General features: G+C 61.7%; 23 protein-coding genes. 21 read left to right on the top strand and 2 right to left on the bottom strand.

The window, feature by feature from the left end; translation table 11 throughout:
• Positions 1-52: 52 nt before the first annotated feature.
• The 8 genes from JFN90_RS04610 to JFN90_RS04575 all read left to right on the top strand — a co-directional run bounded on the left by JFN90_RS04610 (position 53) and on the right by JFN90_RS04575 (position 5,168).
• Positions 53-640: a 50S ribosomal protein L25 gene (locus JFN90_RS04610; RefSeq protein ID WP_199393920.1), complete on the top strand. Its 588-nt coding sequence runs from the start codon at positions 53-55 to the stop codon at positions 638-640.
• Between the two features lie 12 nt (positions 641-652).
• Entirely contained in the window at positions 653-1,219 is a 567-nt protein-coding gene (gene pth, locus JFN90_RS04605; protein WP_199393919.1) for an aminoacyl-tRNA hydrolase, read from the top strand.
• Positions 1,220-1,237: 18 nt separating this feature from the next.
• Positions 1,238-2,332 carry a redox-regulated ATPase YchF gene (gene ychF / locus JFN90_RS04600; protein ID WP_199393918.1) on the top strand — a complete coding sequence of 365 codons (1,095 nt, stop codon included), beginning with the start codon at positions 1,238-1,240 and terminating at the stop codon, positions 2,330-2,332.
• 238 nt (positions 2,333-2,570) lie between these two features.
• Positions 2,571-2,972, top strand: a complete 402-nt coding sequence (gene rpsF / locus JFN90_RS04595; protein ID WP_199393917.1) for a 30S ribosomal protein S6 — start codon at positions 2,571-2,573, stop codon at positions 2,970-2,972.
• A 3-nt stretch (positions 2,973-2,975) separates the two neighbouring features.
• Positions 2,976-3,254, top strand: coding sequence for a 30S ribosomal protein S18 (gene rpsR / locus JFN90_RS04590; protein WP_135871425.1), 279 nt, complete (start codon positions 2,976-2,978; stop codon positions 3,252-3,254).
• Positions 3,255-3,266: 12 nt separating this feature from the next.
• Positions 3,267-4,208, top strand: a complete 942-nt coding sequence (locus tag JFN90_RS04585; RefSeq protein WP_328755335.1) for a YybS family protein — start codon at positions 3,267-3,269, stop codon at positions 4,206-4,208.
• A 23-nt stretch (positions 4,209-4,231) separates the two neighbouring features.
• Entirely contained in the window at positions 4,232-4,675 is a 444-nt protein-coding gene (rplI, locus tag JFN90_RS04580; RefSeq protein WP_199393915.1) for a 50S ribosomal protein L9, read from the top strand.
• Between the two features lie 103 nt (positions 4,676-4,778).
• Positions 4,779-5,168 (top strand): hypothetical protein, encoded by a 390-nt coding sequence (locus JFN90_RS04575; RefSeq protein WP_199393914.1) that lies wholly within the window; start codon positions 4,779-4,781, stop codon positions 5,166-5,168.
• A 106-nt stretch (positions 5,169-5,274) separates the two neighbouring features.
• Here the strand turns inward: JFN90_RS04575 and JFN90_RS04570 are convergent, their stop codons facing one another.
• Positions 5,275-6,057 carry a DNA-binding protein gene (locus JFN90_RS04570; RefSeq protein ID WP_199393913.1) on the bottom strand — a complete coding sequence of 261 codons (783 nt, stop codon included), beginning with the start codon at positions 6,055-6,057 and terminating at the stop codon, positions 5,275-5,277.
• Positions 6,058-6,326: 269 nt separating this feature from the next.
• On the opposite strand from JFN90_RS04570, the gene JFN90_RS04565 reads away from it, so the two are divergent.
• A complete protein-coding gene (locus JFN90_RS04565) occupies positions 6,327-7,199 on the top strand; it encodes a hypothetical protein (RefSeq protein WP_199393912.1) in 873 nt (290 codons plus the stop codon).
• A gap of 177 nt (positions 7,200-7,376) precedes the next feature.
• Here JFN90_RS04565 and ilvC read toward each other — a convergent pair whose 3' ends face one another.
• Positions 7,377-8,849, bottom strand: a complete 1,473-nt coding sequence (gene ilvC, locus JFN90_RS04560; protein ID WP_199393911.1) for a ketol-acid reductoisomerase — start codon at positions 8,847-8,849, stop codon at positions 7,377-7,379.
• A 312-nt stretch (positions 8,850-9,161) separates the two neighbouring features.
• On the opposite strand from ilvC, the gene ilvY reads away from it, so the two are divergent.
• From ilvY to ilvB, 12 genes are all read left to right on the top strand, one after another.
• The gene (gene ilvY, locus JFN90_RS04555; protein WP_199393910.1) at positions 9,162-10,100 is read left to right on the top strand and encodes an HTH-type transcriptional activator IlvY; all 939 of its coding nucleotides are present in this window, start codon (positions 9,162-9,164) and stop codon (positions 10,098-10,100) included.
• A 241-nt stretch (positions 10,101-10,341) separates the two neighbouring features.
• On the top strand, positions 10,342-11,109 hold the full coding sequence (gene rpsB, locus JFN90_RS04550; protein WP_199393909.1) for a 30S ribosomal protein S2: 768 nt from the start codon (positions 10,342-10,344) through the stop codon (positions 11,107-11,109).
• A 91-nt stretch (positions 11,110-11,200) separates the two neighbouring features.
• Complete coding sequence (tsf, locus tag JFN90_RS04545) at positions 11,201-11,851, top strand: translation elongation factor Ts (RefSeq protein WP_199393908.1); 651 nt, start codon at positions 11,201-11,203, stop codon at positions 11,849-11,851.
• Between the two features lie 176 nt (positions 11,852-12,027).
• A complete protein-coding gene (gene pyrH / locus JFN90_RS04540) occupies positions 12,028-12,750 on the top strand; it encodes a UMP kinase (RefSeq protein ID WP_199393907.1) in 723 nt (240 codons plus the stop codon).
• 1 nt (position 12,751) lies between these two features.
• On the top strand, positions 12,752-13,309 hold the full coding sequence (gene frr, locus JFN90_RS04535; protein WP_199393906.1) for a ribosome recycling factor: 558 nt from the start codon (positions 12,752-12,754) through the stop codon (positions 13,307-13,309).
• 117 nt (positions 13,310-13,426) lie between these two features.
• On the top strand, positions 13,427-14,173 hold the full coding sequence (locus JFN90_RS04530) for an isoprenyl transferase (protein WP_199393905.1): 747 nt from the start codon (positions 13,427-13,429) through the stop codon (positions 14,171-14,173).
• A gap of 34 nt (positions 14,174-14,207) precedes the next feature.
• Positions 14,208-14,996 (top strand): phosphatidate cytidylyltransferase, encoded by a 789-nt coding sequence (locus tag JFN90_RS04525; protein WP_199393947.1) that lies wholly within the window; start codon positions 14,208-14,210, stop codon positions 14,994-14,996.
• Between the two features lie 113 nt (positions 14,997-15,109).
• Positions 15,110-16,267: a 1-deoxy-D-xylulose-5-phosphate reductoisomerase gene (locus JFN90_RS04520; protein ID WP_199393904.1), complete on the top strand. Its 1,158-nt coding sequence runs from the start codon at positions 15,110-15,112 to the stop codon at positions 16,265-16,267.
• A gap of 80 nt (positions 16,268-16,347) precedes the next feature.
• Positions 16,348-17,415: an RIP metalloprotease RseP gene (rseP, locus tag JFN90_RS04515; protein WP_199393903.1), complete on the top strand. Its 1,068-nt coding sequence runs from the start codon at positions 16,348-16,350 to the stop codon at positions 17,413-17,415.
• Between the two features lie 5 nt (positions 17,416-17,420).
• Positions 17,421-18,113: a tRNA (adenosine(37)-N6)-threonylcarbamoyltransferase complex dimerization subunit type 1 TsaB gene (tsaB, locus tag JFN90_RS04510; protein WP_199393902.1), complete on the top strand. Its 693-nt coding sequence runs from the start codon at positions 17,421-17,423 to the stop codon at positions 18,111-18,113.
• A 154-nt stretch (positions 18,114-18,267) separates the two neighbouring features.
• Positions 18,268-19,929 (top strand): dihydroxy-acid dehydratase, encoded by a 1,662-nt coding sequence (gene ilvD / locus JFN90_RS04505; protein WP_199393901.1) that lies wholly within the window; start codon positions 18,268-18,270, stop codon positions 19,927-19,929.
• 153 nt (positions 19,930-20,082) lie between these two features.
• Positions 20,083-21,783, top strand: a complete 1,701-nt coding sequence (gene ilvB, locus JFN90_RS04500; RefSeq protein ID WP_199393900.1) for a biosynthetic-type acetolactate synthase large subunit — start codon at positions 20,083-20,085, stop codon at positions 21,781-21,783.
• The last annotated feature ends 18 nt before the right edge of the window (positions 21,784-21,801 follow it).

The raw sequence follows: 21,801 nt of genomic DNA, 5'->3' as shown, positions 1-21,801 counted from the left end.
AAATAAAACTGTCATTGGAAGATCAAATACCAAGATTGACATCGGAGGATGTATGAGTAAGCAGGTGCTGAATGTTGAACTGAGGGAAAAAACCGGTAAGGGTATCTGCCGTCGTCTGCGTGCCGCCAGCCGCGTTCCGGCCGTCGTGTACGGCAAGGGGATGGAGCCGATCTGCATCTCGCTCGGCCTGAAGGACCTTACCGAAGCTATCGCCGGCGAAGGCGGCCGCAACCACATCCTGACCCTGCAGGGCGTGCCGGCACTGGAAGGCGCTAACGTCATCGTGGCCGACCTGCTGCGCGACTCCCTTAAGAACCACGCACGTCACGTTGACCTGCACAAGATCAACCTCGCCGACAAGGTGAAGGTACAGGTCAAGCTGAACCTGGTCGGCACCCCGACTGGCGTCAAGGCAGGCGGCTTCCTCGATTTCGCCATGCACACCGTCGAGGTCGAGTGCCTCCCGGTTCACATTCCGGCGCACATCAACGTCGACGTCGTCGAACTCGCCATCGGCCACTCCATCCACGTGGGCGACATCAGCGCCCCGATCGGCACCGCCATCCTGAGCGACCCGAAGGCTCCGGTGGTCAGCATCCTCGGCCGCAAGGCTGCTACCGAGGAAGAGGCCGCCGCCTAGTCCAGGATCGTTATGGCAGCAAAATTGATCGTAGGGCTCGGCAACCCCGGGCCCAAGTACACATGGACCCGCCACAACGCGGGTTTCATGGTTTTAGACCGCTTGGCCAGCCAGTCCAACATCGCCGTCACCAGGAAGGCCTTTTCCGGCCTTGCCGGTGACGGCAACTGGGCGGGCGAGCGGGTCTATCTCCTCAAACCGCAGACCTTCATGAACCTGTCCGGCCGCTCGGTGGCCGAGGCGCTCCGCTTCTACAAGCTGTCCCTGTCTGATCTCATCGTGATCCACGACGATCTGGATATCCCGTTCGGCAAGGTGCGACTCAAGGAAGGTGGCGGTCACGGAGGCCACAACGGCCTGCGCTCGCTGGGGCAGGAGCTCGGCTCCAACGCCTTCGCCCGGGTGCGCGTCGGCATCGGCCGTCCCCTGCACGGCGACGTGGTGAACTTCGTCCTCACCAACTTCGCCAAAGAGGAGATGAACGAGCTGCTGGAAGTCCTGGATACCTCCCTGGACGCCATGGAAATGGCGATCAAGGAGGGGATGCCCAAGGCGATGAGCATCTTCAACGCGAAGTAACGACCAAAAGGAAATAGCATGGGTTTCAACTGCGGCATTGTCGGTCTCCCCAATGTGGGAAAGTCCACCATCTTCAACGCGCTCACCTCGGCCGGTGCCGAGTCCGCCAACTACCCCTTCTGCACCATCGATCCCAACGTCGGCATCGTGTCGGTACCCGATCCGCGCATGGACCAGTTGGCCGAGATCGTGCACCCGGAGCGGATGCAGCCGACCACCATCGAGTTCCTCGATATCGCGGGCCTCGTCAAGGGCGCGAGCCAGGGGGAGGGGCTTGGTAACAAGTTCCTGGGGCATATCCGCTCGGTCGATGCGATCCTGCACGTGGTGCGCTGCTTCGACAACGAGAACGTGGTCCACGTAAGCGGCAGCGTGTCGCCGGTGCGCGATATCGAGGTGATCCAGACCGAGTTGGCCCTCGCCGACCTCGACACCGTCGAGAAGCGGATCCTGCGCACCGAGAAACAGGCGAGAAGCGGCGACAAGAAGGCGAAGGAAGACGTGGAGTTCTGCCAGAAGGTGAAGTCGACGCTGGAGAAGGGGCTTTCGCCGCGCGACCTGGCCGAGACCGATGACGAGAAGCTGATCCTGCGCGACATGCACCTCATGACCGCCAAGCCGGTGCTGTACGTCGCCAATGTGGCCGAGGACGACCTCGATGGGAAACACCCCTACGTCGAGGAAGTGCGCCAGTTGGCTGCCAAGGAAGGCAACGGCGTGGTCTTTATCTGCGGCTCCATCGAGGCTGAGATTTCCGAGCTCGCGGGCGAGGAGAAGCAGGCATTCCTGGAGGAGATGGGGCTCGCCGAATCCGGCCTGGACCGCCTGATCCGCTCCGGATACGAACTGCTCGGGCTCATCACCTATTTCACCGCGGGCGTCAAGGAAGTGCGCGCCTGGACCATCACCAAGGGGACCAAGGCTCCCGGCGCAGCAGGCGTGATCCACTCGGACTTCGAGAAGGGCTTCATCCGCGCCGAAGTGATCGCTTACAACGACTACATCGCCTCCGGCGGCGAGTCCGGCGCCAAGGAAAAGGGGCTGATGCGCTTGGAAGGGAAAGAGTACGTGGTGCAGGACGGCGACGTCATGCATTTCCGCTTCAACGTCTAGTGTCGATGGGGTAGGGCGAATGATTATTCGCCCCTACAACGGCAGCGGTATCCAACCGGACTGTCACAGAGCATCTTTCCACTGTAGGGGCGAATAAATATTCGCCCGACTCTGGAACTTTTGCTTGTCAAATTTTCATAAGTATAGTAAGAAGTAGCGTTCACCAGAACGGCCCTAGGGCCGTATCTCCTTGCTCCGGGTTGGACCGGGGCTAAATTAACCGTGAGGAGGCTTAACAATGAGCAGGATGTACGAGACGATTTACATCGTCCAGCCGGACCTCGGTGATGAAGAGATCAAAGCTCTTTCCACCAAGGTGCAGGACGTAATCGCCAGCATGAACGGCGATTTCAAGAGACTTGAAGACTGGGGCACCAGGAAACTGGCTTACCCGATCAACAAGAACCCCCGTGGCCGTTACTTTTACCTCCGTTTCGACGCAGATGCCCCGCTGATCGCTGAGCTGGAGCGTCGTCTGCGCCTTGACGACAAGGTGATCAGGTACCAGAGCGTGAAGCTCGAGCAGGAAGTGGTTGCACCGGCAGCCGCTCCGGCCAAAAGTGCCGAGGAAGGGACCGAGGAAGTAGCTGTCGCTGCTACCGAGGCTCCGGCCGAAACGACTACTACGGTGGAGGAATAAAAGATGGCAGACGAAAGAGCACCCCAGAGAACCAGCAGCGGGCCGAGGAAGAAGCGTCCGTTCCAGCGTCGTAAAGTCTGCCGTTTCTGCGCAGACAAGCAGGTATCTATCGACTACAAAGATCCCCGTACCCTCCGTTACTTCGTATCGGAGCGCGGCAAGATCATCCCGCGCCGCATTTCCGGCAACTGCTCCAAGCACCAGAGGGAAATCACCGAGGCGATCAAGCGCGCCAGGAACATCGCGCTGCTTCCGATTGCCGGCAGCCACGCAACCGCCTAGGTGCCGCTGACGGTGAACCCGTTGCAGGGGAAGATTTTCGATGTGATCAAGGGGAGCGTCGCCACGGTGACGCTCTTCCTTGCTTTCGTCTATCTCCCCGTGGTCGGCACCATCCCCGGGCTGTTCGCTTCGGCCCCGGCCGCGTTCTACGCGGTGAAGCGGGGGAGGGGAATCGGGCTGGCGGTAGTCCTTGCCAGTTGCGCTATTCTTCTCGGTATCGGTGACCCCGCCGCGACGGCCATTTATCTACTACAGGCCGGTGTGCTTTCCCTGGCGCTTGCCGAGTTCCTGCTCAGGAACAAGGGGGGAGCACGCTCCGTCATCTACTCGGTGGCGGTGACTATAACGGTCCTGTTGGTGGCTGCGGTCGTGTACGGCATGGCCACCGGGGCCGACCTGCACGCGAAGATCAGCAAAGGCGTGCAGACGAGCATCACCCAGACCGCACAGATCTACCAGAAGGCGGGCGTCAAGGGCGATGAGCTCAAGGCGCTGCAGGACTCGATGCACCAGGCCGGACAAGTGGTGATCACCATTTATCCCGCGCTGGTCACCGTGGCCTACGGCATGATCGCCTGCATGAACCTGATGCTCCTCGCCGGGCTGGCGGCGCGCCTGCGCATGCCGGTGTACGTCGGGGATTTCAAGCAGTACAAGAACCCGGAGCCGCTGGTCTGGCTCTTGATCGCAGCCGGTTTCGGCACCCTGGTGCCGGAAACCATCATGCACCTCGCTTCCCTGAACGTGCTGATCGTTCTGGGCGCCGTCTACGCGGCGCAGGGGTTCGCGATCACCAGCTTTTTCTTTAAAAAGCTCCAGGTTCCGGTCTTTATCAGACTTTTGGCAAGCCTGCTCCTGATCTTTCAGCCCATGATGGTGCTGGCGGTGGCGGCGCTGGGCGTATTTGATCTCTGGGCGGACTTCAGGTCCCCCAATAAACAGGAAAACCTGTAACTAACCAGGCTAGGAGGCATCACATGAAGGTCATTCTCAAAGAAAACGTAGAGCATCTCGGCAACATCGGTGACATCGTGAAAGTAGCACCGGGCTACGCAAGGAACTTCCTGCTCCCGAAAGGCTTCGCCATCGAGGCCACCGAGAAGAACGCCAAGGCTCTCGAGCACGCCAAGCGTCACCTCGAGTACAAGAAAAACAAGGTCCTCGAAGCTGCCAAGCTGGTCGCAGCCAAGATCGAAGGGCTTACCCTTGCCATCGCCCACCAGGCGGGTGCTGACGACAAGCTCTTCGGCGCTGTCACCAACATCGAACTGGCCGAGCAGCTCAAAGCCAACGGCGTGGAAGTCGACCGCAAGCGCATCGTCCTTGCCGAGCCGATCAAGCACCTGGGCGAGTTCGCCGCTGCCGTGAAGCTTCACCCGGAAGTGGTCGCTACCCTCAAAGTCGTGATCACCAAGGCCTAAGCTTTGCTGCAAAGCTGCCAGGTTTTGTAATAATAAAGGGCCGCGCTCCCCAGGGAGCGCGGCCCTTTTACGTTTGGCGGGTGATCGCTGCCCGGGGGGAACCGTGAACATCGAGAAACATCACAAGCAGGAGATCGCCACGCGACAAGTGGAGACGGCGCTCCTACTGTACTTCGCGCAGAAGGATCTTTTCAGCGTCATCACCCTTGCCGGCGCCGCCGAGGAGATATTCGGACAGTTGCTTCGGCTGCGCGAGCCCGGCGAGAAGCAAAGCCCCTTCAGGTCGGTTCAGGAGCTGCTGCGGCCCGGCAAGTCGCGGGCGCGCGAGGAGGTGTCCGCCGGGCACGAGACCGACCTGTACGTGCACATGGATCTGCGGCACGAGGCGGAGTTCCTGCTGGGGCGCGCGATAGACGACTACTTCGCGCTGACGGGCAAGTTGAGCGGCAACATGAGGAAGTTCAACGAGGACGTTAGGAGTAGGAGAGGGTAGTGATGGCGGCTTCCCCCACCCCCTGACCCCCTCACCCCTTCGCGAACCAGCGCTACGGGGCGCTGGCCCGCAAGGGGAGGGGACCACGAGATGGATGGCAAGCCTCTTACTTTTTGAACTTGGCGTCCTGAACCAGAACGTTGTAGCGGTAGCCGGATCCGAAGTCGAGGTTGTTGTAGAGGGTACCGGAAACAGTTACCACATCGCCTTCGTTGGGAAGGTCCTTCGAAGTAATCACCAGGTCGTTGGTCTTCTTCGCGCTCGATCCGGTGCCGTCCGCCAGATGGATCCAGTTCCTCTTCATGATTTTCTGCGACACCCTCACCACGCGACCGCGCACCACCACCGGCTTTTTCTCAAGCTTTTTGCTCTTGGCATAGATCTCCGCGATAGTGTAGGAGTTGGGCCCCTTGGCCCTGGTCACCTTCTGGTTTTTGGCGGCAGGTGCGGGAGCCGGCTTCGCCGTCGCCGCGGCTGCGGCCGGTGCGGCCTTGGCCGCCGGTGCTCCCTGCTGCGGCGGGACTCCCTGGTGCACCGCCTTGATGGCCGACGGACTCATTTCTATCTTCTCCGCGTTGGCAAGGCCGCCCGAGAAGATCACCTTGTCGAATTTGCGGTTCAGCCCCTTGCTGGTGAAGTTCTTCATCTCGAAGCCCGGCATAAGCGCCAACTGCTGCCCGACCTTTACCTTCGTGAGCGGGATGGCAACCCACACTTTCTCTGATCCGTTCTGCAGGTTCACATAGGTATATCCGCCGCCGTCCATGGTTTCCAGCACCTTGCCGGAAAGAGGTATGGCCTTGGGCTTGGTGTCTGCCGCGCCGGCGTACGGGGCGGTCAGTACGGCGAAGACCATCAACAGAGAGAAAAGAGTTACAAGACGTTTCATTTAATGACTCCTTGAAGGGATCGTTTTGCTCCCGGCAGACTACTTTTTTCCCGTACGAATGACAAGGGATTTTTAGAAAACGCCGGCCCCTATCCTCCTCACGCCCGGGCAGGGTTGCAGCCCAAGATAATCCCGTTATATTTGTGAGATCACATTAAAGGTGTTTGGCTGTACGACCGCGGCGGTCGGTCCCGCAGGGGCGAAAGCAACGGCGGCGCGGCGTTACGTGGGGCGCACGATCCAATGGGCGGGCGCGAAAGGGGGCGTACATGAACAAGAAAGTGGGTGTGCTGCTTGTGCATGGTATGGGGACTTTGGCGGATGACTTCGCGCACGACATGGTCTATGAGCTCCGTGAAAGGATCTCGGGGCGCGGCCTGAACCGGGACGAGATTGCCTGGCAGGGGGTGTACTGGGCTCCGCTGCTGTCCGCCCGGGAGCACCAGATCTGGGTCGATCTGGCGGCGAACAACGATCTCAACTGGGCCAAGCTGCGTAAGTTCTTCCTGAACGCCTTCGGCACCATGAGTTCCTACCATTCGTCGGGCAACCGTCCCGACAGTCTCTATCACAGGATCCACGGCGTGGTGCACCAGGGGCTTCAGCAGTTACGTACCAAGCTCGGCGATCAGGACAAGCCTCTCATCATCGTGGCGCATTCGGTGGGCTCGGTGTTCATGTCCAACTACATATGGGACCGGCAAAAGGGGTACGACCAGGAACGCTACGGGAGCACGCCCTTCGAGCGCATGGAGACCGTGACCGGCCTGGTCACGCTGGGGAGCAACATCCCTTTGTTTTGCGTGGACAAGGAAAACCTCTCCTGTATCGAGTTCCCCCCTCCGACCCTTGCGGAGCCGCTCAGGAAGAAGGCTAAGTGGCTGAACCTCTACGATAGCGACGACGTGCTCGGCTGGCCCTTAAAACCGCTCAGTCCCAGCTACTCGGCCACGGTGTCAGAGGATATCGAAGTCAGCGTCGGCAACATCCTGACCTCCTGGAATCCGGCCAACCATTCCGCCTATTGGAGCGACGAGAACGTTATCAAGCCCTTGGTTTATCTCTTAAGCACCATCCTGGACGCGACCCATGCGCCGCCTGCCGTGACCCCCGAGGCGCAGTCGGTTACTGTTGGGCAATAACAGGCAAGAAGCAAATCCCCCTGTCCCCCCTTCGCAAAGGGGGGGGACGCTTCAGCGGATGCAGCGCTTCGTGGCATATGCACCTCTGGATCCTAGGTTTCGCATAACATCATAAGATGCACAAAAAAAGGCGCTCGTTTGAGCGCCTTTTGCTTTCTGCCTTTTTCTTCAGAAGTATTACACGATCTTCTGCATCCCTTTCATCGCGGCGCGGAGTTCGGCGCCTACTTCCTCGACTAGGTGGTTGCGGATCTCGGCGTTGACGGCGACCAGCAGCTGGTTGTCGACACTGTTGTCCTTGACGTCGAGCCCTTTGCCGATCACGTCGGTGCCGACCTTGCTCATGAAGTCGCCCAGCAGGGGCACGCAGGCGTGGGAGAAGAGGTAGCAGCCATACTCGGCGGTGTCGGAGATGACGCGGTTCATCTCGTACAGCTTTTTCCTGGCGATGGTGTTGGCGATGAGCGGGGTCTCGTGCAGCGACTCGTAGTAGGCGCTCTCCGGTTCGATGCCGGTCTGGACCATGGTCTCGAAGGCAAGCTCGACGCCGGCCTTCACCATGGCGACCATGAGGATCGCCTTGTCGAAGTACTCCTGCTCGGAGATGTCGCCGGCCGCCTCGGTCTTCTCGAAAGGGGTCTGGCCGGTCTGCTCGCGCCAGGTGAGGAGCTTCACGTCGTCGTTGGCCCAGTCCTCCATCATGGTGCGGGAGAACTCTCCGCTCATGATGTCGTCCATGTGCTTCTGGAACAGCGGACGCATGATGTCCTTCAGTTCCGAGGCCAGCTTGAAGGCGACCAGCTTGGCCGGGTTGGAGAGACGATCCATCATGTTGGTGATGCCGCCGTGCTTGAGGGCCTCGGTGATGGTCTCCCAGCCGTACTGGATCAGCTTCACCGCGTAGGGGGCGGCGATGCCGTTCTGGGTCATCTTGTCGAAACAGAGGAGCGCGCCCGCCTGCAGCATGCCGCAGAGGATGGTCTGCTCGCCCATCAGGTCGGATTTTACCTCGGCGACGAAGGAGGATTCGAGCACACCGGCGCGGTCGCCGCCCTGAGCGGAGGCGATCGCCTTGGCGATCTCAAGGCCGTCGCCATTGGGATCGTTCTCGCCGTGAACGGCGATCAGGGTCGGCACGCCGAAACCGCGCTTGTACTCGGCGCGTACTTCGGAGCCCGGGCATTTCGGAGCGATCATGACGACGGTCAGGTCCTTGCGGATCTGGGTGCCTTCCTCGACGATGTTGAAGCCGTGAGCGTAGCTGAATACGGCACCCTGCTTCATGAACGGGATGACGGTCGCCACGACATTGCTGTGCTGCTTGTCCGGGGCGAGGTTCATGACGATGTCGGCGGTGGGAAGCAGCTCCTCGTAGGAGCCGACCTTGAAGCCGTTGTCCACGGCGTTCTGGTAGGACTGGCGCTTCTGCTCGATGGCTTCTTTGCGGAGGGTGTAGGAAACGTCGAGACCACTGTCACGCATGTTGAGGCCCTGGTTGAGCCCCTGTGCGCCGCAGCCCACGATGACGATCTTCTTGCCTTTTACGTACTCGCAGCCGTTGGCGAACTCGGAAGCGTCCATGAAGCGGCAGGTGCCCAGTTCCTGAAGCTGGCGACGCAGCGGCAGGGTGTTGAAGTAGTTCTGTCCCATCGTTTCCTCCTGAAATATATAGTGTGGTGTGGTTGGTGGCGATTGGTGTGAAAGTCTGGCGAATGTATACCAAATTTCACATTGCGTAAATTGATTTGTTGTGCATATTGTGTTGCGTGTGGCGCAATGTGATCCCTCCACGCAGTTCGGAAGAGGGCGGTCCTGGGCCGGGTGAAGGGCTATGGCCTGGGGGCAGCCTGACTATTGCGGGGGTATCCTTGGCGCGGTAATGGGGGGCGAATGATTATTCGCCCAGCTCCGGTGGCCCTGCGGCTTCTAGTGCCTCATCTATATGACGAAAGGACTTACTGCATGGACCTGCGGGAATTGGAAATATTTCTTACTGTGGCGGAACTGAAACATTTCGGGCGGGCGAGCCAGGCGTGCAACCTGAGCCCTTCGGCACTTACCCGCACCATCCAGCGCATGGAAGAAGAGCTGGAGCAGCCGCTTTTCCTGCGTGACAACCGGACGGTGACCCTGTCGCCGGCGGGTGAACGGCTGAAGGCCTACGCACGCCTTTGCCTGAACGAATGGCAGGGACTGCGCTCCTCGATGAAAAACGAACAGACCGTCGCCGGGTCCCTATCTATATATGCGTCGATCACGGCGGTCTACAGCCTTCTTCCGCAACTGCTGGAGTCGTACCGGGAGAAGTACCCGGAGGTGCAACTTGAGCTGAGAACCGGCGCGGCGGAACAGGCGGTGGCGCAGGTGCAAAGCGGCGAGATCGATCTTGCCGTGGCCGCCTTTCCGGACGGGCCGCGCTCGAACATCCAGTTCCTTCCCATTGTCACCATCCCGCTTATCTTCATAGCGCCGCGCCAATCTGGCGCCGTGGAGCTTCCGGTCAAGGGGGAGCGTCTGGACCTTTCCCGCGCGCCGCTCGTGCTGCCGCAGACGGGGCTTTCGCGCAGGCGGCTGGACCAGTGGCTCAAGGAGCACCGCATCACCCCCAACATCACCTCCGAGGTTTCCGGTAACGAGGCGATCATCGCCATGGTGCGACTGGGGTGCGGCATCGGCATCGTGCCGCAGTTAGTTCTTGAGCGCAGCCCGTTTCGGGACGAGGTGGTCGTGGTGGAGAACGCTCCCGATCTGAAGCCCTACGAGGTCGGCCTTTGCACCAGCAAGAGAAACCTGCAGCGGCCGAGCGTCAAGGCGTTCTGGCAACTGGCAGAGCAAGAACAAAAAACAGTTAACAGGGATGGAGGGGATGAAAGGGAGAAAAGAAAAGGCAGTCGTTCGTGACTGTGAGAGTGTCGTTTTGGGGTTATCTCTTTTATCCGTTTTTATCCCTGTTAGAGCTGTTGGCTTTGCGTCTTTGCGCCTTTGCGTGAGGCAGTTTTCGCCCTTGCCTTCGTTTCTCCCCTGTGCTATATAAGTTTGCTGTTTAAAATTCGCACGCCATTGCAGTCCTTGCCGGTGGTGCCCGCCCAGCGGGTTCCGGTATCGATGGATGGCGGAGGGAAAACCAAAAGGAGAAGCAAAAATGTCGAACATCACCATGAAAGAACTGCTGGAAGCCGGCGTCCACTTCGGACACCAGACCAAGAGATGGAACCCGAAAATGAAGCCGTACATCTTCGGCGCTCGTAACGGGATCTACATCATCGACCTGCAGAAGACCGTAAGGCTCTTCAAAAACGCCTACAGCTTCGTCACCGACGCGGCCCAGTCTGGCGAGACCATCCTCTTCGTCGGCACCAAGAAGCAGGCTCAGGACTCCGTGGCTGAAGAGGCACTGCGTTGCGGGCAGTTCTTCGTCAACGACCGTTGGCTGGGCGGCATGCTCACCAACTTCTCTACCGTCAAGCAGAGCATCGACCGTCTCAAGCGTCTCGACGCCATGATCGCTGACGGCACCATCGAGGCTTACACCAAGAAAGAGCAGCTCAAGCTTGCCAAGGAGCGCGAGAAGCTCGAGAAGACCCTGGGCGGCATCAAAGGCATGGGCAAGGTCCCGGGCGTGCTGTTCGTGGTTGACCCGAAAAACGAAGAGATCGCCGTCAGCGAAGCCAAGAAACTCGGCATCCCGGTCGTCGCTATCGTCGACACCAACTGCGACCCGGATGACATCAACTACGTCATCCCGGGCAACGACGACGCTATCCGCGCTATTCGCCTCTTGACCAGCAAGATGGCTGACGCGGTTCTCGAGGGTGCTCAGGCTCGCAACGCCCGTCTCCAGACCGGCGCTGAGGAAGAGTTCTCCACCGAGGGCGAGGAAGTGGCTGAAGAGGTTACCGCAGAGGCCTAAGCCTCCCCATCCGCGGCAACCGCAACACCTTTCATAAAAACAAGACTAAGAAGCCCGCGCCGCCAAGGCGCGGGTGACTGTGGAGGATAACGTGAGCATTACAGCTGCACAGGTAAACGAACTCAGGAAAGTAACCGGCGCCGGCCTCATGGACTGCAAGAAGGCCCTGACCGAAACCAACGGCGATCACGAGAAGGCGATCGACTACCTGCGTACCAAGGGTCTGGCTGCCGCCTCCAAGAAGGCTGGCCGCGCCGCCACCGAGGGCCTGGTCGGCTCCTACATCCACGCCGGCGGCAAGATCGGCGTCCTGGTAGAAGTCAACTGCGAGACCGACTTCGTCGCCAAGAACGAGAACTTCCAGGCTTTCGTAAAGGACATCGCGATGCACATCGCCGCAGCCTCCCCGCTGTATGTCCGCCGCGAAGAAGTACCGGAAGAGCTCATCGAGCGCGAGAAGGCAATCTACCGCGAGAAGGCCAAAGAGAGCGGCAAGCCGGCGGCCATCATCGAGAAGATCCTCGACGGCCAGATCAACAAGTTCTTCGCCGACATCTGCCTCATGGAGCAGGCCTACGTTAAGGACCCGGACAAGACCATCCAGACCTTCCTCAACGAGACCATCTCTTCCATCGGCGAGAACATGAGCATCCGCCGCTTCGCCAAGTTCGTGCTGGGCGAAGGGCTCGCCAAGAAGGAGAACGATTTCGCGGCAGAGGTCGCCGCGGCGGCCGGCGTGTAACACGTTCCAAACGGAGCCGGCCATGAAAATGGGCGGCTCTTTTTTTATCTGCAGCAAGGCAAAAGGCGCTGCGCGGGAGGTTCTCGCCCCGGCGGGCGCACCGCACGCGGTACACCGCTGCGGAACCTGTTCTGCGTAAGGGCTTTTTGCCGTCAAGAAAAGGCAAGGTGACTACGATGGCAGAACCGTATTACAAAAGAGTACTTCTCAAGCTTTCCGGCGAGGCCCTGGGGGGCGAGCAGGGGTACGGCATCGACCCCAACACCATCACCGCCATCGCCCGCGAGGTGAAGCAGGTGGTGGAACTCGGCGTCGAGCTGTGCCTCGTCATCGGCGGCGGCAACATCTTCCGCGGCGTCGCAGCCTCCTCAAAGGGGATGGACCGCGCCAGCGCCGACTACATGGGGATGCTCGCCACCATGATCAACTCCCTAGCCATGCAGGACGCCCTGGAGAAGGTCGGTGTCGATACCCGCGTCCAGTCCGCGATTGGCATGGCCGAGGTCGCCGAGCCCTACATCCGCCGGCGTGCCATCAGGCATCTGGAGAAGGGGAGAGTTGTTATCTTCGGTGCCGGCACCGGCAACCCCTACTTCACCACCGACACTGCGGCGAGCCTGCGCGCCATGGAGATCGGCGCGGACGTGATCCTCAAGGGGACCAAGGTGGACGGCGTCTACTCCGCCGACCCCAACAAGGACAAGAGCGCCACCAAGTACGACACGCTCAGCTATCTGGAGGTCCTCAGGAAGGGGCTCCAGGTGATGGACGCTACGGCGATCTCGCTGTGCATGGACAACAGCCTTCCGATCATCGTGTTCGACGTGACGACTGACGGCAATGTCGTGCGGGTCGTCAACGGCGAGCCGATCGGCACCCTCGTCAAAGAAGGAGAATAGCATGATCAAGGATGTCATCGCCGATATGAACGTCCACATGGACAAGACCATAGACTCCCTCAGGAAGGAGTACCAGAAGGTCCGCACCGGTCGCGCCAGCACCGCGCTTCTGGACGATATCAAGGTGGATTCCTACGGTACACTTTCGCCGCTGAACCAGGTGGCCTCCCTCGCGATTCCCGAGGCGCGCACCATAACCATCCAGCCCTGGGACAGCAAGATGATCGGCCCCATCGAGAAGGCGATCCTGAACGCCAACCTGGGACTCACCCCGGCCAACGACGGCAAGTTGATCCGCCTGGTCCTCCCGCCGCTCACCGAGGAGCGCAGGAAGGACATCGCCAAGCAGTTGAAGCGCGACGCCGAGGAGTCCAAGGTGGCCCTGAGGAACATCCGCCGCGACGCCATCGACAAGCTGAAGAAGCTCGAGAAGGACAAGCAGATCTCGGAGGATGAGCTGAAGCGCGCCGAGAAGGACGTCCAGGACTCCACCAACAAGTACGTCGCCAAATGCGACGAGGTGCTGGCCCACAAGGAAAAAGAGGTAATGGAGGTCTGACGGACCGACAGGTCAGGGGGGAGCTTGCGCTCCCCCTTGAGCGTCCCCGTTCGTCCGCCAACGCTCCCTCAAGTGAAACCCCCGATCCAAAGGGGATTTTTTGTTTTCAGGATGCTCATGGACCACAGCTTAGACCCGAAGAAACTCCCGAAGCACCTCGCCGTCATCATGGACGGCAACGGCCGCTGGGCCAAGCAGCGCATGCTGCGCAGGATCGTTGGGCATCAAAAAGGTGTTGAGACCGTTCGGGTCATCGTCGAGGAGTGTTCGCGCCTGGGGATCGGCTACCTGACCCTGTTCGCCTTCTCCGCCGAGAATTGGCTGCGGCCGAAGACCGAGGTCAAGGCGCTCATGGCGCTGTTGAAGCAGTACATCCGCAGCGAGACCGTCCGGATGATGCAGAACAACATCCGCTTCAACGTCATCGGTAACCGCGGCGACCTCCCCGAGGACGTGAACCGGGAGATCCAGGCCACCATCGACAAAACCGCCGGCAACAGCGGCATGCTGCTCACCCTGGCGCTCTCCTACGGCAGCCGTCAGGAGATCGTGGCGGCAGCGCAGAGGTTGGCCAGCGAGGTTGCGGCAGGAAGGCTCGCTCCCGAAGAGATCGACGAGAGCTCCTTCACCGGGTCCCTCTTTACCGCCGGCATTCCGGACCCGGACCTCCTGATCAGGACCAGCGGGGAGATGCGCATCAGCAACTTCCTGCTCTGGCAGCTTGCCTACGCCGAGCTTTACTTCACCGAGGTCAACTGGCCCGATTTCGACAAGCACGAGCTGGCGCGGGCCTTCCGCGACTACCAGTCCAGAGAGCGCAGGTTCGGCATGACCAGCGAGCAACTGGTAGAGACGCCGTCCTAGTCCATTTCCGGGGCCTGCCCCGAAGGAGTCCGCCATCAAACGACTAGCCACCGCAGCGGTCCTGCTGCCCCTCGTGATTCTTTTCATCCTGAAGGCCTCGGTGTTCCAGTTCTCCCTGCTGGTGTCCCTGCTTGCCCTTCTGGGGCTGGACGAGTTCTACCGCATGGCGCTGCCGCAACGTCGCGGCGAGGGGAGGGCAGCCACGGTTGCCGGCGCCGGCGCCGTCTTTGCCGTCTTCTCCGCGAACCCCGCGTTGCCGCTGTTCACCCTGACCGCCCTCGTGCTCGGCTTCACCCTGGTCGCCCTGTTCCGGCTCAAGGACGTGAAAAAGGCCGCGCCCGACGTGGCCCTCGTGCTGATGGGCTTTCTTTACGTGCCGCTGCTATTGGCGCACCTGGTGCTGGTGAGAACTCTCCCCAACGGCGTCTCTTGGCTGTTCCTGATCATGGTGATCGTGATGGCGGGCGACAGCGCCGCCTACTACGTCGGCTCCGCGCTCGGCAAGCATCGCCTTTACCCTGCGGTGAGCCCCAAGAAGAGCGTCGAGGGGGCGCTCGGGGGGCTGTGCGGGAGCGTCATCGGCGCGGTGATCGCCAAGTTCACCTTCTTCCCGGAACTCTCCCTGGGCGACTGCTTCGCCGCGGCGCTCCTTCTCGGTGTGCTGGGGCAATTGGGCGACCTGTTCGAATCGCTTATCAAGAGAAGCTGCGGCGTGAAGGACTCCGGCTCCATCATCCCCGGCCACGGCGGCGTCCTGGACCGGCTCGATTCGATTTTGTTCGCGGCTCCGGCAGCTTACTACTACGCTTTTTTCCTATTTTAGGGGCGGGCGCCGCGCCTGCCGTTGCCACAGACCGCGCTGGAGCGGGCAGCACGACAAAAATATCCGCTAGTTAGCCTGTCGCACCACTTGACTTGAGACATCTGCGAGGGAAAATGAAAAACCTTACAATTTTGGGCTCGACAGGATCGATCGGGGTAAGCACCCTTGAGGTCGTCGCCGCGCACCCGGACAAGTTCCGCGTGGTGGCGCTCACCGCGGGGTCCAACCTGGAACTTCTGAAGCAGCAGATCGAAACCTTCAAGCCCGACCTCGTCTCGGTGCTGACCGCCGACAAGGCCAAGGCGCTGAGCCGCTCCCTGAGCGGTAAAAAACCCCAGATCATGCACGGCGTGGAAGGACTCATCGCGGCCGCCACGGCAGCCGACACCACCATGGTGGTCGCGGCCATCGTGGGCGCCGCAGGGCTCGTTCCGACCGCGGCGGCCATCATGGCCGGCAAGGACGTGGCGCTGGCCAACAAGGAGACCCTGGTCACGGCGGGGCACCTGATCATGAAGATGGTGCGCGAGAAGGATGTGCGACTGTATCCGGTCGATTCCGAGCATTGCGCCGTCTTTCAGTCCATGGCAGGCCATCGCATCGAGGACATCGCCCGGGTCATCCTCACCGCCTCCGGGGGACCCTTCCTCAACTGGGGCAAGGAGAAACTCGCCGGCGCTACCGTGGCCGACGCGTTGAACCACCCCAACTGGAGCATGGGGAAGAAGATCACGGTGGACTCCGCCAGCATGATGAACAAAGGGCTCGAGGTGATCGAGGCGCGCTGGCTTTTCGACATCCCGGTGGAGCGGATCGCGGTGAACATCCATCCGCAGAGCATCGTCCACTCTATGGTTGAGTACATAGACGGCAGCGTCATGGCGCAACTCGGCGTACCCGACATGAAGGGACCCATCGCCTACGCGCTCACCTATCCCGGGCGCGTCGCCTCCGGGGTAAAACCGCTTGATCTCACGGCGCTGTCGGGGCTCACCTTCTTTAAACCCGACACCGACCGTTTCCCGGCGCTGAAACTCGCCTACGACGCGGTGCGGGCGGGCGAGAGCATGCCCGCGGTGATGAACGCGGCTAACGAGATCGCCGTCGACAGCTTCTTGAGCGGCAGGATCGGCTTCATGGCCATCGCCGACACCATCGCCAGGGTGATGGACCTGCATACCCCCCGGTCCCTGCACTCGATCGAAGAGGTGCTGGAAGCCGACCGCTGGGGGAGAAGGACCGCCAAAGAAGTACTCGGCTGCACCGATTAACCTTTTACCGCCTCGTCCGTCACCTTTAGCCATTGGGCCGCGGCGCGGGGCGTACCCGACCACACCGACAGAGGGACCATATGAGCATATTCTGGGCCATCATCGCCCTCGGGGCGCTGATCTTCATACATGAGCTGGGGCACTTCCTGTTCGCCAAGACCTTCAAGGTCGGAGTCGAGAAATTCTCCCTGGGCTTTGGCCCTAAACTGCTCAGCAAGCAGGTGGGGGAGACCGAGTACCTCCTCTCCGCGCTTCCCCTGGGCGGCTACGTCAAGATGGTGGGGGAGGGGGAGGACGTGGAGGTCTCCGAGGAGGACCGCAAGCGCTCCTTCGCCGACAAGCCGGTGCTGCAGCGCATCGTCATCGTCGCCGCCGGGCCGATCTTCAACCTGCTCTTCGCCTACGTCATCTTCATCGTCATCTACCTGTTCCTCGGGGTTCCCTCCGTTACCACCAAGGTGGGCGAGGTGCTCCCGGACAAGCCGGCGGCCCGGGCCGGGATCAAGACCGGCGACGCTATCAAGAGCGTGAACGGCAGGCCCGTCGCCCGCTGGGACGAGTTCGCCAAGATCATCTTCGACGGCAAGGCGGTACCGGTGCAGCTCGAGGTGCAACGCGGCAGCTCGCTGCTTAAGTTCACCATGGTCCCCGAGACCACCACCAGCAAGAACCTCCTGGGCGAGATGGTGACCCGGCCGGTGATCGGCGTGGTCGCCGCCGGCGAGACCGTCACCGACCATTTCCCCCCCGGCGAAGCCGTCGTCAAGGGGAGCGCCCAGTGCTGGAACGTGATCGAGTTGACCGTGCTTTCCCTGGTGCGCCTGGTGGAACGCGCCATTCCGCTGGACAACATCGGCGGGCCGATCATGATCGTCAAGATGGCCGGCGAGCAGGCCGCGGCGGGAGGGGTGAGCTTCCTCGCTTTCGTGGCGCTGTTGTCGGTGAACCTGGGTGTGCTAAACCTTTTGCCGGTGCCAATCCTGGACGGGGGGCACCTGGCCTTCTTCGTCATCGAGCTGGTGACCGGTAAGCCGCTCAGCAAAAGAACCCGCGAGATTGCACAGCAGGTCGGGCTCGTGCTCCTGATCAGCCTGATGATGCTGGCCTTCTACAACGACATCGCGCGCATGATCGCGAGCAAGGCGTAAACCACGTGAAGATCCTCACCGTCGATACCTCCAGCAGCTGCTCCTCGGTCTCCTTGAGCGACGGGGCGACCCTTTTGGGCGAATGCCTTTTGGGCGAAGACCGCAGCAACTCGGGGCGCCTGATGGACTCCATCTCGAGCCTGCTCTCTGCCGCCCGGCTCACCCCCGACGGCCTGGACTGCTTCGCCGTTTCCTTGGGACCCGGTTCCTTCACCGGGGTTCGGGTCGGCATCGCCACGGTGAAAGGGCTCGCCCTCGCCACCGGCAAGCCGGTGGTCGGTTTCTCCTCGCTCGCCATGCTGGCCATGAATCTCCCCTACAGCTCCGAGCAGGTCGCCCCGATGTTCGACGCCCGGAAAGGTGAGGTGTACGGCGCGCTCTACCGTTGCGGCGCCCTTCCTGACGCGGTGATTCCTGACACGGTGCTCTCTCCCCGGGACTTTCTCGCCCTGGTGACCCATCCCACCATCTTCGTCGGCGACGGCGCCGTCCGATACCGCGAGTTGATCCAGGAGGCCCTGGGTAACCTCGCCATCTTCCCCCCCTGGCACGCCAACCTGCCGCGCGCCTGCGCCGGCGCGGTGATAGCCCGCGAAGCCGCCCGTGAGGGAAAATTCACCCCGCTCGCCGACCTGAACCCCACCTACCTGCGCGCCTCCGAGGCCGAGATCGCCAAGCGAAAGCGCGAGTCTCTTTAACGCCGTTTTAGTGAGTTGACAGCTTGGTTTTAATGTATTATCGTGTCCCTTCCTACCGTTTCCGGTAACTGCTCTCAACTACTAAGCTTTTGGTAAGACCAACAGCCGGTTTCGCGATCCTGAACAAGGTTCCCGCCGGCGCAGGGAGAACTGCATGCGTAGCGACATGATTACACAAGGGCTGGAGCGCACCCCGCACCGCGCGCTTTTAAAAGGAACCGGCCTGCCGCAGAGCGAGATGGGGAAACCCTTCATCGGCATCGCCACCAGCTTCACCGACCTGATCCCGGGCCACGTGGGAATGCGCGACCTCGAGCGTTTCATCGAGAAAGGGGTCCACACCGGCGGCGGCTATTCCTTCTTCTTCGGCATTCCCGGCGTCTGCGACGGCATCTCCATGGGGCACAAGGGGATGCACTACTCGCTCCCCACCCGCGAGCTGATCGCGGACATGGTCGAGTCCGTGGCTGAGGCGCACCGCCTGGACGGCCTCGTGCTTTTGACCAACTGCGACAAGATCACCCCGGGCATGCTCATGGCGGCAGCCCGCCTGGACATCCCCTGCATCGTGGTCACCGCAGGCCCCATGATGAGCGGCCGCGGCGACGCGGGCAGGAAATACTCCTTCGTCACCGACACCTTCGAGGCGATGGCCCGCTACAAGGCCGGCGTGATCGACGACCAGGAACTCGCCCGCTGCGAGGAGAACGCCTGCCCGGGCATGGGCTCCTGCCAGGGGCTCTTCACCGCCAACACCATGGCCATCCTCACCGAGACCATGGGGATGAGCCTGCCGCGCTGCGGCACCGCGCTCGCCGTCTCCGCGCTCAAGCGCCGCATCGCCTTCGCCTCCGGCGAGCGCATCGTGGACCTGGTGCGCGAGAACGTCACCCCGCGCTCCATCATGACCCGCGAGGCCTTCGAGAACGCGATCCGCGTCGACCTGGCGCTGGGCGGCTCCTCCAACACCGTGCTGCACCTGCTCGCCATCGCCCACGAGGCCGGCGTGGAGCTGCCGCTTGAGACCTTCGACATCCTCTCCAAGACCACTCCGCAGATCGCGTCCATGAACCCGGCGGGCGAGCACTTCATGGAGGACCTCGATGCCGCAGGCGGCGTGGCCGGCGTCATGAAGCAGCTGGGCGACAAGATCCACGACTGCCCGACCCTGATGGGCCTTTCCACCAAGGAGATCGCGGCGAGCCTGAAAGCTGTCGACGACAGCGTGATCCACCCGGTGGATGCGCCGGTCAAGAAGGAGGGGGGCATCGCCGTCCTCTTCGGCAACATCGCCCCTGAGGGCGCCGTGGTCAAGCAGTCCGGCGTGGGCGAGAAGATGATGCAGTTCACCGGTACCGCGCGCTGCTTCGATTCCGAGGACATCGCCATGGCGGCTATCATGAACGGCCAGATCAAGAGCGGCGACATGGTGGTGATCCGCTACGAGGGCCCCAAGGGCGGCCCCGGCATGAGGGAGATGCTGGCGCCCACCGCGGCCATCATGGGCCTGGGCCTGGGCGACTCGGTGGCGCTCATCACCGACGGCCGCTTCTCCGGCGGCACCCGCGGCCCCTGCATCGGCCACATCTCGCCCGAGGCGGCCGTGGGCGGTCCCATCGCCCTGGTTGAAGACGGCGACAAGATCGAACTCGACATTCCGTCCCGTTCCCTGAAGCTCCTCGTGAGCGACGAGGAACTGGCCAATCGGCGCGCCCGTTGGGTGGCGCCCGAGCCCAAGATCAAGAAGGGTTGGCTCGCCCGCTATGCGAAGGTGGTCACTTCCGCCCACACCGGCGCCATTACCACCGCTGAATAAAACCCCGACCCCCTTTACCAAGGGGCAGAGGGAGGCCCTCCTTTCACCGGGGAGGGTCGGCCTCAGGGGAACTTCATTACTAGGGATTCGGCGCTTACCAAGCGCGGGATCGATCAATAGCGGCAGGGTTCTGCCGCAGCATGGGGGTACAACATGAAGATGAACGGAGCACGCATCCTGCTGGAGTGTCTCAAACGGGAGGGGATCGACACGATCTTCGGCTATCCCGGTGGGACGGTCATCAACCTCTACGACGAGCTTTTCTCCTTCAAGGAGATCAGGCACATCCTGCCCAGGCACGAGCAGGCGGGCGTCCACGCCGCCGACGGCTACGCCCGCGCCACCGGCAAGGTAGGCGTCGCCATCGCCACCTCGGGGCCCGGCGCCACCAACACCATCACCGGCATCGCCACCGCCTACATGGACTCCATCCCGATGGTGATCATCACCGGGCAGGTCCCCACCGCGCTGATCGGCAACGACGCCTTCCAGGAAGCCGACATCATCGGCATCACCCGTCCCTGCACCAAGCACAACTTCCTGGTCAAAGACGTCAAAGACCTCGCCACCATCATGAAGAAGGCGTTCTACATCGCCCGCACCGGCCGCCCCGGCCCGGTCGTGGTCGATCTCCCCAAGGACGTCCAGATCGCCCAGACCGAGTTCGAGTATCCCGAAACCGTGGAAATCCGCGGCTACAAGCCGACCGTGGAAGGGCACCCGAAGCAGATCGAGAAGGCGGTCGCCATGATCATGCAGGCGAAGAAGCCGGTGATCTACGTGGGGGGAGGCGTCATCCTCGCCAACGCCGCCGGCGAACTGGTCGCGGTCGCCAAACGCCTGGGCATCCCGGTCACCACGACCCTCATGGGGCTGGGCGCCTACCCGGAGAACGACTCCCATTCCCTGGGGCTTCTCGGCATGCACGGCACCTACTACGCCAACATGGCGGTGTCGCACTGCGACATGCTGATCGCCATCGGCGCCAGGTTCGATGACCGCGTCACCGGCAAGATCGCCTCCTTCGCACCCCACGCGAAGATCGTTCACGTCGACGTCGACCCGACCTCCATCAAGAAGAACGTCCGCGTCGACCTCCCCATCGTGGGCGACGTGCGCGACGTGCTCCAGAAGATGCTCAAGGTCGCGGATGAGATCGGCCAGGACGCCAATGCCTGCCAGGCGACGCTCGCCCCCTGGATCGCCGAGATCGACGAGTGGAAGCAGAAGCATCCGATGACCTACAAGCAGTCCACCTCGGTGATCAAACCGCAGTACGTGATCCAGAGGCTGCGCGCCCTTTCCGACCCGGACGCCATTGTGGCCACCGACGTCGGCCAGCACCAGATGTGGACCGCGCAGTTCTTCGGCTTCACCGCCCCGAGGACGCTCCTCTCCTCCGGCGGCTTGGGCACCATGGGCTTCGGCCTTCCCGCCGCCATGGGTGCGCAGGCCGGCTTCCCCGATCGCCAGGTGATCGTGGTCTGCGGCGACGGCGGCTTCCAGATGAACATGCAGGAACTCGCCACCATCGTGCAGAACCGGCTCAACGTAAAGATCGTCATTCTCAACAACAACTTCCTGGGTATGGTACGCCAGTGGCAGGAACTCTTCTTCGACAAGCGCTACTCCTCGACCTGCATGGAACTTCCCATCGACTTCATCAAGCTCGCCGAGGCCTTCGGCGCCACCGGCCTGCAGGCCACCAAGGTGGAAGAGGTCGACGAGGTCATCAAGAAAGGGTTCGCCACCGACGGCCCCGTACTGATGGAGTTCAAGGTCGCACGCGAGGAAAAGGTGCTGCCGATGGTCCCGGCCGGCGCTTCGCTGACCGAGATGGTTCTTGCCAGCTAATTTGCCAATGCCTTAGGA

Origin of the sequence: Geomonas propionica (assembly GCF_016458235.1) — a bacterium.
Classification (GTDB): Bacteria; Desulfobacterota; Desulfuromonadia; order Geobacterales; family Geobacteraceae; genus Geomonas; species Geomonas propionica.
Note: the sequence above shows the minus strand (reverse complement) of the source record. Positions and strands in the feature narration are given on the sequence as shown.